Here is a 12,811-nt window from a genome sequence, read left to right as displayed (position 1 = left end):
AGCTTATTCATCGAAATAGCCCAGACTTTTCAGGGCCCGTTCGTCGTCTGCCCAGCCGCCTTTCACTTTCACCCAAAGATTTAACATAACCTTGGTTTCGAACAGGTTTTCCATATCCTGGCGGGCTTCCTGGCCAACTTTTTTAATGCGCGCGCCCTTGTCTCCAATCACAATCCGCTTTTGCCCGGAGCGCTCAACGAGAATCAGACCATGGATGTGCAACACCCGGTCTTCAAACTTGAACTGTTCGATTTCCACCGCCGTTGAATAAGGCAACTCAGCGCCGAGCTGGCGCATAATCTTTTCACGAATGATCTCAGCAGCCATGAAGCGCTGCGTTTTATCGGTAATCTGATCTTCAGGAAAATGAAACAAACCTGCAGGCATGGATGCACTCAACGATTCCGTCAGCCGATCCAGATTGTGCCCTTGCAAAGCCGATACGGGGATCACTTCTTTAAACGCAAACTTTTCAGACATCGCTTCAATATGAGGCAGTAATGACTGTTTATCGTCCAGCTGATCCACCTTATTGATGACCAGTATGACCGGTGCGCGACTGCGTTTCAGTTTTTCCAGCACCCACGCGTCTTCATCGGTAAAAACCGTCCGGTCGACAACAAAAATCACGGCATCGATATCGGTAAGCGCCGTATCTGCAGCCTTGTTCATGGCCCGATTAATGGCTTTTTCCTGTCCGCGGTGCATTCCTGGTGTATCGACAAACACCATCTGTGTTTTGTCTTCGGTCCAGATACCAAGAATCTGATGACGAGTCGTTTGCGGCTTGCGTGAGGTAATCGAGATTTTCTGCCCAAGCAGGTGATTCATGAGCGTCGATTTGCCCACGTTCGGGCGACCGACGATGGCGACAAACCCGCAAGAGGTATCTAATTGAAACTGGTCGGTCATTTTTTCTCACCCAATGCTTTTAAGGCTGCATTTGCAGCTTCCTGTTCGGCCATTCGTCGACTGCTGCCAACACCAACCATCGGCGTTTCAAGCGATTCCACCTGACAATGCACCGTAAACTCCTGCTGATGGGCTTCGCCCGTTATGGTTTTCACCTGATACTCGGGTAACGGCAGACGTCGGGCCTGAAGAAACTCCTGTAACCGGGTTTTCGAATCTTTGATATTTTCTTTCAGATCGAGATTACTCAGACGCTCCTCATACCAGGAGAGTAACACCTGCTGGGCCTTGCCCAGGTCCGCATCCAAGCTGATGGCGCCAATAATGGCTTCAACAGCATCGGCCAGGATGCTGTCCCGGCGAAAGCCACCACTTTTCAACTCTCCACTGCCTAATCGCAAAAACTCACCAAGCTCAAACTCCCGGCCGATTTCAGCCAGAGTATCACCCTTGACCAGGTGAGCCCTCAAGCGGGACATCTGCCCCTCTTTGGCATTGGGAAACTGATGATAGAGCGCTTGCGCGATAGTGCAGTTCAGGATGGCATCGCCAAGGAACTCCAGCCGTTCGTTGTTTTTGCGGGCGTAACTTCGGTGAGTCAGAGCCTGCTCGAGCAGGCTTTCACTTTCAAACTGGTAGCCAATGGCTTTCGTCAATCGATGATATGTAGATGACAAGACTATAACTCATACTCTTCGTGAAACATCATAACGACATCAACGTTAGCAAACAGATGCACGCGGTGCTCGTAATCCAGCACGATCTGCATAGGGTCGGTACGTCGATTGACCGTCAATGCGTCATCCAGATCCAGTTGGATCTGATTAATGTCCATGTTTTTTCTCAACCGGTCTTCAAACTCGGACGCCGAAAACCGCGATGCGGTTTGCCCCTCCAGAGAGGTTTTAATCATCTGGTCGAGAGTGTAGTGATCGTAATAGGTTCCCGACATTTTAATGATCAGAAGACCAAAAAATATCACCAGAAATGCAAGCAGACCCACGCCAATCAGCGACAAGCCTTTCTGTCGGTGCAAACTTTTCATGCCATCTCTCTTTTCTAATTACTGAATCTTGCCAGCGCGCGAGAAGCTTGGATAGAACCCTTCCCAGTGCATCCAGATCACAAAAGCTTCGCCCAGAATGGCATCTTCGTCAACAAAACCCCAGGCATTGGTATCCTGGTTGGCAAAATCACCGGTCTGCAAACGACGAGCGCCTTCCCAATAGCGGGCATCCTGACTGTTGTCCCTGTTGTCTCCCATGACGAAGTATTTGCCTTCGGGGACAACGACACCGTTTAATGGAATCCACTCATCCGGACGTCGGCTGGTCTGACGACGATTGTTGTAAATCAGGTGTTCACGACCACCAAGATCCTCTTCGTACAGGTTATAGTTGCCGGCATCATCCGAGGTCTGACCGAGCAGTTCTTTATCGACGATTTCGCCGTTTATCCGTAATATTTTCCGGGCATAGTCATATTGGATACGATCACCCGGCACGCCGACGACGCGTTTAATAAAGTTCTTTTCAGGTTCATGGGGCGGCTTAAAGACAATCACATCGCCGGCCTCTGGTGTTGATACCGGAATCATGACCTGATTGGTAATCGGCATCCGGATACCGTAAACGAATCGATTGACCAAAATGAAATCACGGATTTCCAGCGTCGGCTTCATTGATCCGGATGGAATCTGAAAGGGTTCGATCAGAAAACTGCGCAACAGAAACACAAATACCAGGATGGGGAAGAAAGCGCGACTGTTCTCAATTAACCCCGGTTCTAACGTCGATTTATCCGTCTGGGCATCGAGGTCTTCAATTTTGTCTTCCGCGCGAGCCAGTATTTCCTGTCGTGAAGGCCGCGTCAGTTTGCGGTCTAAAGCCCAGATAACACCGGTGAACAGCGTTGCCCCCATCATTAACAGAGCAAAATCAAACCCCTGTTGAATGGTTTGCCAGATCAGGTAGGCAATGGCCGCAATCAGGCCGTAACTCAGCCCGCGCTCAATGGGTGTAGAATGAAACACTGACTTCAGCAGCGGCACGCTCAGTTCCGTTGCGCTGTCGATGGTACTCAACCGCTGACGATAACTGCGGAACACCAGTACCGCTAACACCGCCCCCAAAACCAGCACGAGGGCTGACAACACATACAGATTCATTCTTTCTCCCTATCAATACCATCTCTGAGCTCTGAACAACGGTCATCGTTTCAGAGCCATTGGCACCATCGCAGTGCCGATGGTCACCGGATCCGCTTTTGCGGCCTATTATTTACACATGATACGTTCGATTTCCCTGACGGGGTTATCAGGAATCGACTTTCAGTACTGCAAGGAATGCATCCTGAGGAATTGAAACCGAACCAACCTGTTTCATTCGCTTCTTACCCTCTTTTTGCTTTTGCAGCAGCTTTTTCTTACGTGAGACGTCACCACCATAACACTTAGCCGTCACATTCTTGCGCAAGGCCTTTACAGTGGTACGCGCAACCACGTTGTTACCGACAGCCGCCTGAATAGCGACATCGAACATCTGGCGGGGAATCAACTCTTTCATCTTTTCACACAAACTGCGGCCCCGTCGCTGAACGGAGTCGGTGTGCATGATAATGGCCAGAGCGTCGACCCGATCTCCGTTTACCAACACATCCAGGCGAGTCAAACGCGCCGCTTCGAATCGGTCAAATGAAAAGTCCAGAGACGCAAAACCACGGCTGACCGATTTCAGGCGATCAAAGAAATCCAGGACCACTTCGGCCATCGGTAAATCGTAGGTCAGTGATACCTGACCGCCGACGTATTGCATGTCTTTTTGGATGCCGCGTTTCTCGATACAGAGTGTAATCACGTTACCGACATATTCCTGAGGTACCAGAATATTGGCCTGAACGATCGGTTCACGGAACTCTTCAATATTATTAACGGCCGGCAGCTTTGATGGGTTGTCGACGTGAATAACTTCACCATCGGTTTTGAGAATTTCGTAGACCACCGTCGGCGCCGTGGTAATCAGATCAAGGTCGTACTCACGCTCGAGCCGCTCCTGAATGATTTCCATGTGCAGCATACCCAGGAAACCACAACGGAAGCCGAACCCAAGTGCATCCGAGGTTTCCGGCTCGTAAAACAACGAGGCATCATTCAGAGACAGCTTTTCGAGCGCTTCGCGAAAGGCTTCGTAATCGTCGGAGCTAACCGGAAACAGGCCTGCATAAACCTGAGGCTTCACCTTTTGAAACCCCGGAAGCTGGGCGACGTCCGGTGTTTTAGCGCTGGTGATGGTATCACCAACCGGCGCCCCGGTAATGTCTTTAATCGACGCGCAGATGAAACCCACTTCACCCGCTTTCAGTTCTTTGGTATCGGTCATCTTCGGTGTAAAAATACCCAGACGATCAACGATGTGGTTTCGCCCGGTACTTTTAACGAGAATTTTTTCACCCTTACGCAGAACACCGTTTTTCACCCGAACCAAAGACACGATGCCTAAATAGTTGTCAAACCAAGAGTCAATGATCAGGGCCTGCAAGTCACCATCCAGGTCACCCTCTGGCGGCGGAACCATCTTAACCAGGCGCTCTAAGGTTTCTTCAATGCCGATTCCGCTTTTTGCGGAAGCCCGGACAGCATCCTGAGCCTCGATACCGATAATCTCTTCGATTTCTTCGGCCACGCGCTCCGGTTCGGCTTGAGGCAGGTCCATTTTGTTCAGGATCGGGACCACTTCCAGACCCTGCTCGATGGCGGTATAACAGTTAGCGACCGATTGGGCTTCCACACCTTGTGCCGCATCGACCACCAGCAACGCGCCTTCACAAGCTGACAGAGAGCGGGATACTTCGTAGGAGAAGTCCACATGCCCTGGTGTATCAATGAAGTTCAGCTGATAGGTTTTACCGTCTTTGGCCTGATAATCCAGTGTGACACTCTGAGCCTTGATGGTAATCCCACGCTCACGCTCAAGGTCCATCGAATCCAGTACCTGCTCGGCCATTTCACGATCGGTCAGGCCACCGCAGAACTGAATAAAACGATCAGCCAGCGTGGATTTCCCATGGTCAATATGGGCGATGATGGAAAAGTTGCGGATATGAGATAAATCGCTGCTCACGTAAAGATTTCACTTGATCAAAATGGGGCCGGGAGTTTAAACCATTTACCGGTCGAACTCTATCCATAAACCGGGTGATTCCGCGAGCGCAGCACCCCGAGAAAGGATCGGCCACCAGGGCGTACCCTGATGGCCGTTTTCGTTTTAGCGAATTGGAATGGCTAAATAAACGATACTTGAACCGCGTAGAATCCGGACAGCGACGGCGCCATTTTCAGGCAGTTCAGACACGATTCGGTCAAAGTCGCCCTTATCCCGGACAAACTCATTGCGCATCATGGTAATCACATCGCCTTCACGCATACCCGCTTGCTGAGCTGGTCCGTCCAAGACCTGTTCAACCTGAACACCGTTACGATCTCCGGCATCGGTGACAATGATGTTCAGTGGGTTGTCCGACGTTGGGGTTGCCGGCTCAGAAGAAGCCACCGAACGCTCGTCTAACACGCCAATCGTCACGTCGAGATCCACTGTTTCGCCATTGCGAATCACCGAGACATCGACCTCGTCACCCGGTGTCACCAAGCCCACCAAAGGTGGCAAATCGGTGTAACGACGAACCTTCTTGCCATTAAACTCAACCAGGACGTCATCAGCCTGAATCCCTGCTTCTTCAGCTGGACTGCCTTCAAATACCCGGGCAATTAACGCGCCTTCGGCCCGTTCGAGCCCTAATGAGCGGGCAAGCTCAATGTCATCGTTGAATGGAGGGTACATTTCAACACCCAGCCAACCACGCTGGACGGTTCCGGTTTCCTTAAGCTGATCCACCACGTTCAGAGCCAGGTTGATCGGAATCGCAAAAGAGACGCCCATGAAACCACCGGAACGGGTATAGATCTGTGAGTTAATACCGACGACCTCACCGCTCATGTTGAACAAAGGCCCACCAGAGTTACCCGGGTTAATTGGCACATCTGTCTGCAGAAACGGCACATACCGATCAGTACCGCCTAGCGCACGGCCCTTAGCACTGACAATGCCTTTGGTCACACTGTATTCAAAATTGAACGGTGAGCCGATGGCCAGTACCCATTCTCCGACCTTAACCGCATCACTGTCGCCGAACTCCACATAAGGCAACCCGCTGGCTTCGATTTTAATCAGTGCGACGTCGGTTGCCGGATCGGTACCGATGACTTCGGCATCGTACTCATCACCATTTGTCATACGGACCCGCACTTCGCTTGCGCCATCGACAACGTGGTTATTCGTCAGGATGTAACCATCCTCGGAGATAATGAACCCCGATCCCAGGCCTTCACGCGGACGCGGATTGTTATATTGAAAGTCCTCAGGTAGCTGATCACCGAAGAAATACCGGAAAATCTCAGGCACCTCTTCTGAGTTGCGACCTGAGGTATTCACCGGTTCTGACACCGTACTGATCTTCACGACCGAGGGGGCCTGCTCCTCAACCAGCTCGGTAAAATCAGGCAGGTTCACTTGCGCGGCGTGTGCAACGGCGCTGGTCAGTAAAACCAACAACATCGCAGAAAAGAAATGGGTGTATTGCCTCATGTTTCTCACTCCATACATACGACAAGAAATTCGTCTGTCTGTAGAGTAAGGTGCGACCGGGCGCTTCACACCCGGTTTACATCGGTTTTACACCGATCAGAGGCGGCTTGACGCAATGGTTTCAGAGGCTTGACCTGATGAATACGAACGCAGTATTTGCGGCGTCAAAGCACTGACCTTTTGCTGACTTGCGCGCCTTGCTATCGCTACCCCGACGCCGAAGCCCAACACCAAACCAACCAGCTGCCAAAGCTCACTCAATCCCATTGCCGAACTGATCAACAAGACAACAAAAGCCACGACTAATGGCAACAAATACACCAGCATTGCCACTCTGGAAACGGTGTCTTCCGGCATTCCGAGCTCGACGAGGTCTCCGGGTTTCAACGACCGGTCCAAGGGAATACGAAAATGGTTTTTACTTTGCTGGTGCTCCGCGGAGCCCCATTCAGCCAGAACAGCCTGACCACACCCCTGACGAGCTTTGCAAGATTGGCAGGCCGAAGTACGAACGACGGCAACAATGACCTCATCGCCGTCGACTCGAACCACCTGACCGGTTTCCTGAATGAGATGCGTGTTCATATCGGTTGGACTGCTTTGATGTTCAGAGCGCAGATGATGCCAGTGAAATCTCTTTGGCGATAGCCTTGACGGTTTGGTTGGGTACTTCACCCACGACCGTAATGCTGACACCTTGCCGGAATGTCATCCAAGCCGTGGTCGCACCCATTTTTGCCAAGCCAGACGATGCATCGTCGGACTCACCTTGCTCCACAAAGATGGAAACCGTCGCTAATCCGTCGCTGTAGGTTCGCTGTTCTAACCAACCGCTGTTCCCAACAGTGCGCTGAGAAAAGGTTCGTTCAAAGCCGGCTGGCAGCCAATCGACCTGACTGGAAAAGCCATCATCCGGTAGCGAGTCAGGTATCACTCTTTGTACCCGCTGTCGGATCACATCCGACTCTCCGCGCAGCGTCGGCACCAGTTCTCGATCAAGTACTTCAACGCCCAACTCCAAACGGGTAAAGCGAAACTGTTCCAACACAACACCCTCGGGACCAATCAGTTCCGATTGCAACAACAAGCCAGTTTGTTTCTCCAGCCACAAGCGCTGACGGTAGCGCCAATCATCGCCTTTCAGCTCGATGATCGACGCCTGATATCCGGCCACCCGTTCGCTGCCCACCGATGAAGCCTGATAATGATCGGCAATGGTCTGCAGATTCAGCACCTCAACCTGAGAAAAAGGAGCCGCTGGCAACGCATTGTTCAAAGCCCCACGCGCATCTGGCGGCAGATAGCAGATGCGTTCATCGCCCTGACGAAGCACTTCGATCATGTCACCATCGAGCTGTCGCAGTAACTCCTGACTAACTCCGTCTTCAAAGCGGTGGACCACACTGTACACACTGGAGTGATCGCCCCGACGGTGCAGGTACTCACCTCGATAACTTTGCTGCTGAACCGCTTGGCGCATGTCCTCCAGCATCTGCCACTCCATTGCCTGGCCTGCCGAAATACTGAGACAAAGCCCAATCAGCAAAAGCAGTCTGCGCATTACTGCTCCTCCTCAATCCAGTTGGGTTCCGCAGGAACCACCACATGACCGGAGGTGAATGACGCCTGTTCGGCATGATTTTTCAGATACTCAGTTAAGCGTTGCTGAGCCGCAACCTGCTGTTGAACCTGCTCCACGGTGAGCGGCACGTCATCGTCAACACCCACCGTGGCGACTTCTGGCGACACTGACTGCGTTTGGTTCAATCCAATCACCGCTACCGTGGCTGCTGCCACCGTGGCCGCAATGCCACCCTGTACCAGTCGCAACCAAAAGGGCGATCTCGCTTCAGCGGGCGTGGTTTCAACCTTGCCGGGCTGCCGATTCAACGCCGTATCCACCACAGTGTCACCCTGCAAACTGGCTTTAACTTTCGAAAGATCGTGCCACTGCTGAATCGACTGCGGGTCCTCATCCATCGCCTTCAACAGACGCTGAATATCAAGTTCGGAGGCTTCGCCGTCCAGAAACGCGGAAAATGATTCGTTTGCTTTACTCATACTCTGACACCCTCAGACTTCTTGTGCCCTGTCATGTCGGCCCAAGCCAGACATAACCGAATGTAATTCTCGTTCAATGATTTCACGAGCCCGGAAGATCCGTGAACGCACGGTTCCGATCGGCGTTTCCATAATCGTTGAGATTTCCTGATAACTCATGCCCTCAAACTCACGTAGCGTCAAGGCAACCCGGAGGTCTTCTGGCAGCTCACTGAGCGTCGATTGTAACCGCTGCTCCAACTGCCCCCGAGCCAGCAGCCCATCCGGCGTATCAAACTCCCGCAAACTCGCCGGTGAGTCGACCAGGGTCACCTCATCAATGTCCTGGCCACGATAACTCGGTCGCCGGCTCAGGGTTTCCAGATGGTTTTTAGCCGTGTTGGTTGCAATCCGATACAGCCATGTAAAAAAAGCACTGTCGCCACGAAACCCAGGCAATGCGCGGTAAGCTTTTACAAATGCTTCCTGAACAATATCTTCAATGGTATCGGGTTCATTCACCAGGCGGGAGACCACAGACGCCACCTTGTGTTGATATTTGAGTACCAGTAAATCAAACGCCCGAGAGTCGCCTTTTTGGGCTTTCTGTACCAGGAGTTGATCCACATCGACGGATTCTGTCATCCGAAGTTCCTTGTTTATTGGGCCAGATAATAGGTTCAGACCGCGCCTGGCCACGAAAGTTCCCCGCGATTGATCCAGATACAGGAAAATTGCGCCCGACACTGGCTATAATGGCATGCGGTTATCAAACTGCCACTCACCCCGGTGAGATTTGGCTTTTTTATACGACGAAACGCAGTAAAATCCGTCGTTCAACCCTGATAACCAGCCCGATCAGAGTGGCAACACAGGCAACTGAGTCCCAGAAGGATCCAATTTCGGACGATCTGAAAGCAACTCAGATAGACGGCTTTTTGCACTGAGATCCGGCCTGACACCAGTTAACTGAACTCCTGGCGACACCGCGCGCCCCGACACAGGAACCCTTTATGTCCATCCGCTTATCTACCGACGTTCTGATCATCGGCTCGGGCGCTGCCGGCCTTACCGCGGCATTAAGCTTGCCGGCGACGACCAATGTACTGGTGATGTGCAAGGGCCGTTTAGGCACCGGGTCGACCGCCTGGGCTCAGGGTGGCGTGGCTGGCGTGCTGGATGAAGTCGATTCGGTTGAGCAGCATGTTGCCGATACCCTGAAAGCCGGTGCCGGGCTGTGCGATCCAGCCGCCGTCCGCTACACCATCGAGCGCTCCACCAGCGCCATCCACTGGATGATCGAACAAGGGGTTCCATTTACCCGCGTTGACGGCTCTGAAGTTAAGTACCACCTGACCCGGGAAGGTGGCCACAGCCAGCGACGGGTCATCCATGCCGCAGACGCGACCGGTTTGGCCATCTCTGAAACGTTGATTAAAAAGGTTCGCCAGGCGCCAAACATTCATATCCTTGAGAACCATGTCGCGATCGACCTGATTACGACTGAAAAGCTTGGCCACGATAGTTCACAAACCAACCGGGTCGTCGGGGCTTACGTACTGGACTCTCAGACGGAACAGACCGTGACCATCGGTGCCCGCAGCACCATTCTGACCAGCGGCGGAGCCAGTAAGGTGTACCTTTACACCTCGAACCCCGATGGAGCGACCGGCGACGGTATTGCCATGGCCTGGCGCGCAGGTTGTCGGGTTGTCAACATGGAGTTCAACCAGTTCCACCCGACCTGCCTGTTTCATCCGAAAGCCAAATCCTTTCTGATCAGCGAAGCGGTACGCGGTGAAGGAGGGCTGTTAAAATTGCCGAACGGAGAGCGTTTCGCGCACAAGTTTGATGATCGCGGTGAGTTGGCACCACGGGACATTGTAGCCCGCGCTATTGACCATGAGATGAAGCGACTCGGTGTCGATAATCTGTATCTGGACATCTCCCATAAGTCGCCGGATTTTATCAAATCGCATTTCCCCACCATCTACAAGCGGTGTCTGGAATACGGTTTTGACATGACCCGGGAGCCATTACCCATCGTACCGGCCGCGCACTACACCTGCGGCGGGGTCAGAATCAACGAACATGGGCAAACAGACCTAGAAGGACTCTATGCGGCCGGCGAATGCACCTATACCGGCTTGCATGGGGCGAACCGTCTGGCCTCCAACTCCCTTCTGGAGTGCATTGTCTACGCGCAGGCTGCGGCCAAACACATCGCCGAAACGGAACCTGAGCAGTTCGATGCTCAGCAACTGCCATTGTGGGATGATTCGAAAGTTTCTGACTCCGATGAAAAAGTCGTCATCAGCCATAACTGGGACGAAATCCGCCGTTTCATGTGGGACTATGTCGGCATTGTCCGCACAGACAAACGGCTTCAGCGCGCAAAACGCCGAATCCACCTGCTGAAGCAGGAAATCACCGAATATTATTCCAATTTCCGTATTACGGCGGACCTGCTGGAGCTGCGCAATCTGGTGGTAGTGGCTGAACTGATCATTGAGTCGGCCCTGTCCAGAAAGGAAAGCCGCGGCCTGCATTTCACCCGAAATTACCCGGAACTGCGCGAACACCCGGAAATCACGGTGCTCTTACCCAAACGCGACTGAGTTCAGACTCAGTCGGTTTTGCCGGCTTGGCGGGCTGAAGGCAGAGCCACGCGGAATGCCATGTTCAATGCCCGCCAACTGGCATCTGACACAGAGTCCCGCCAGATACGTAAGGTCAGTGTTTGGCCCTGCGTGTCGAGCAAGCGCCATTGAATGAACGCATGGGATCGGCGGCCATGACCCTGCCACTGCAAGACGATGGGGGCATTGTTTTGCCAGATGGTAAGATCTTCACCATAGAACCGCAGGTACTCCGGCTCAAAGTAGCTGCGTGAATGCGCCCAGAGCAGGTAACCTAAGATGAGCCACAGAAGCGCTGTCCAGACAGGCAGCGCCAACACCAGCCCAAGCAGAACGCCCGCTATTAACGGGACAGAGGCATAGACAAACCGCAGCCGGGAAGGTCGAATCGTACACTCAACCCTGACGGGCATGCTCCAGTACCAGATTGACCATGCGTCGGATACTCGGATCAGGGCAGACCGCCTTCTCCATAAACCAGTTGAACAAATCCTGATCTTCGCAGTTAATCAGAGCGTGATAATCACGCTGATCTTCCGGTGAAAGATCTCGGTAGCGCTTTTCAGTAAAAGGCAGCAAAATGACATCGAGCTCAAGCATACCCCGACGGCTGTGCCAGAGCAGGCGACGAAACTCCCGTTCAGTTTTTTCAGTGTTTTCCACTTTTAATTATCCAACTCAGACCTATCATGGTCGGAAAGTTTAACAGGATACGAGGAGCAAACCGAGCACCATGAATGATTTACAGCATTGTCAGCTCAGCCATCTTTCGGCAATCCAGCTCAGTGGCTCCGACACGCTCAACTTCCTGCAGGGGCAAAGCACACAGGACATCAAACGACTGGCTCTGAACACGCCAGTTGCCGGCGGTTTCTGCAACGTCAAAGGTCGATTGATCAGTACGGTGCAGATGGTTTTGGTGTCTCAGGAACCCACACAGGTGCTGTTGATTGGTGAGCGAACAGGTCTGGAAGCGCTATCGGCTCATCTGAAAAAATACGCTCCGTTGTTTCGGAAAATGACGTTCGACGACCAACTCGATCGCCTTCAGTTTTTTGGTGGATACCAACAGGACAAACAGACATCCGGCGAGACTGTAACTGTCGTACCCTGGGGGCAAAATCGCGTGCTTTACATCACTGAGCAACCTGATGCGACCGATTTCCCACCGACGGAAACGCTGATCCCTTCATCAGAATGGGCTTATCAGGATGTTCTCGATCAGATATTGTGGCTGGATGGGACTCAGTCGGCGGCCTGGATTCCACAGAATGTCAGCCTCGATGCATTGGATGGTGTATCCTTTAAAAAAGGCTGTTACACCGGACAGGAAGTGGTTGCCCGACTCCACTACAAAGGGCAATCCAAAAAGCGTCTGTTCCGGCTGACCTTTACCGCCGATCAGAGCCCGGATGAAACCGATGTTTTCGCGGGTACGACGCGAGTTGGTGAGGTCATACAAACCGCCGTGCATAACGGTCAAGGGGCGGCACTGGCGGTCCTGAAGACGGATAAAACCGGAGAGGCAATGACCCTTGGTGAGAACCGGCAAGTCCCGGTCGAGCTGCTACACTGAACTGC

14 protein-coding genes are annotated in these 12,811 nt (G+C 52.7%); 2 read left to right on the top strand and 12 right to left on the bottom strand.

All coding sequences use genetic code 11. The features are described from left to right. Positions 1–3: 3 nt before the first annotated feature. From era to rpoE, 10 genes are all read right to left on the bottom strand, one after another. On the bottom strand, positions 4–912 hold the full coding sequence (gene era, locus MED297_RS15380; protein ID WP_008046515.1) for a GTPase Era: 909 nt from the start codon (positions 910–912) through the stop codon (positions 4–6). Continuing rightward, positions 909–1,589, bottom strand: coding sequence for a ribonuclease III (rnc, locus tag MED297_RS15375; protein WP_040557460.1), 681 nt, complete (start codon positions 1,587–1,589; stop codon positions 909–911). Before rnc ends, era begins: the two co-directional genes overlap by 4 nt. Positions 1,590–1,591: 2 nt before the next feature. Then, positions 1,592–1,957 (bottom strand): DUF4845 domain-containing protein, encoded by a 366-nt coding sequence (locus MED297_RS15370; protein ID WP_008046513.1) that lies wholly within the window; start codon positions 1,955–1,957, stop codon positions 1,592–1,594. A gap of 18 nt (positions 1,958–1,975) precedes the next feature. Next, entirely contained in the window at positions 1,976–3,079 is a 1,104-nt protein-coding gene (lepB, locus tag MED297_RS15365) for a signal peptidase I (RefSeq protein ID WP_008046511.1), read from the bottom strand. Between the two features lie 148 nt (positions 3,080–3,227). After that, the gene (gene lepA / locus MED297_RS15360) at positions 3,228–5,030 is read right to left on the bottom strand and encodes a translation elongation factor 4 (protein WP_008046509.1); all 1,803 of its coding nucleotides are present in this window, start codon (positions 5,028–5,030) and stop codon (positions 3,228–3,230) included. Between the two features lie 144 nt (positions 5,031–5,174). Then, a complete protein-coding gene (locus tag MED297_RS15355) occupies positions 5,175–6,551 on the bottom strand; it encodes a DegQ family serine endoprotease (RefSeq protein ID WP_040557459.1) in 1,377 nt (458 codons plus the stop codon). A 96-nt stretch (positions 6,552–6,647) separates the two neighbouring features. Next, a complete protein-coding gene (locus tag MED297_RS15350) occupies positions 6,648–7,136 on the bottom strand; it encodes a SoxR reducing system RseC family protein (protein WP_008046503.1) in 489 nt (162 codons plus the stop codon). 22 nt (positions 7,137–7,158) lie between these two features. Continuing rightward, positions 7,159–8,112, bottom strand: coding sequence for a MucB/RseB C-terminal domain-containing protein (locus MED297_RS15345; RefSeq protein WP_008046501.1), 954 nt, complete (start codon positions 8,110–8,112; stop codon positions 7,159–7,161). Next, a complete protein-coding gene (locus tag MED297_RS15340; protein WP_008046500.1) occupies positions 8,112–8,612 on the bottom strand; it encodes a sigma-E factor negative regulatory protein in 501 nt (166 codons plus the stop codon). The genes MED297_RS15345 and MED297_RS15340 overlap by 1 nt, the downstream gene beginning before the upstream one ends. A gap of 12 nt (positions 8,613–8,624) precedes the next feature. Next, positions 8,625–9,236: an RNA polymerase sigma factor RpoE gene (gene rpoE, locus MED297_RS15335; RefSeq protein WP_008046499.1), complete on the bottom strand. Its 612-nt coding sequence runs from the start codon at positions 9,234–9,236 to the stop codon at positions 8,625–8,627. A gap of 368 nt (positions 9,237–9,604) precedes the next feature. Here rpoE and nadB point away from each other — a divergent pair, with 368 nt between their 5' ends. Then, positions 9,605–11,209, top strand: coding sequence for an L-aspartate oxidase (gene nadB, locus MED297_RS15325; protein WP_008046498.1), 1,605 nt, complete (start codon positions 9,605–9,607; stop codon positions 11,207–11,209). 8 nt (positions 11,210–11,217) lie between these two features. Here the strand turns inward: nadB and MED297_RS15320 are convergent, their stop codons facing one another. After that, positions 11,218–11,643, bottom strand: a complete 426-nt coding sequence (locus MED297_RS15320; protein ID WP_008046497.1) for a protein YgfX — start codon at positions 11,641–11,643, stop codon at positions 11,218–11,220. Then, complete coding sequence (locus MED297_RS15315) at positions 11,627–11,893, bottom strand: FAD assembly factor SdhE (RefSeq protein ID WP_040557457.1); 267 nt, start codon at positions 11,891–11,893, stop codon at positions 11,627–11,629. Before MED297_RS15315 ends, MED297_RS15320 begins: the two co-directional genes overlap by 17 nt. Positions 11,894–11,963: 70 nt before the next feature. Here MED297_RS15315 and ygfZ point away from each other — a divergent pair, with 70 nt between their 5' ends. Then, positions 11,964–12,806 (top strand): CAF17-like 4Fe-4S cluster assembly/insertion protein YgfZ, encoded by an 843-nt coding sequence (gene ygfZ / locus MED297_RS21480; protein ID WP_008046495.1) that lies wholly within the window; start codon positions 11,964–11,966, stop codon positions 12,804–12,806. Positions 12,807–12,811: the final 5 nt, after the last annotated feature.

Origin of the sequence: Reinekea blandensis MED297, from assembly GCF_000153185.1 — a bacterium.
In the GTDB taxonomy this organism is placed as follows: domain Bacteria; phylum Pseudomonadota; class Gammaproteobacteria; order Pseudomonadales; family Natronospirillaceae; genus Reinekea; species Reinekea blandensis.
The sequence above is the reverse complement of the archived record's forward strand: the minus strand, read 5'-3'. Positions and strand labels throughout refer to the sequence as shown.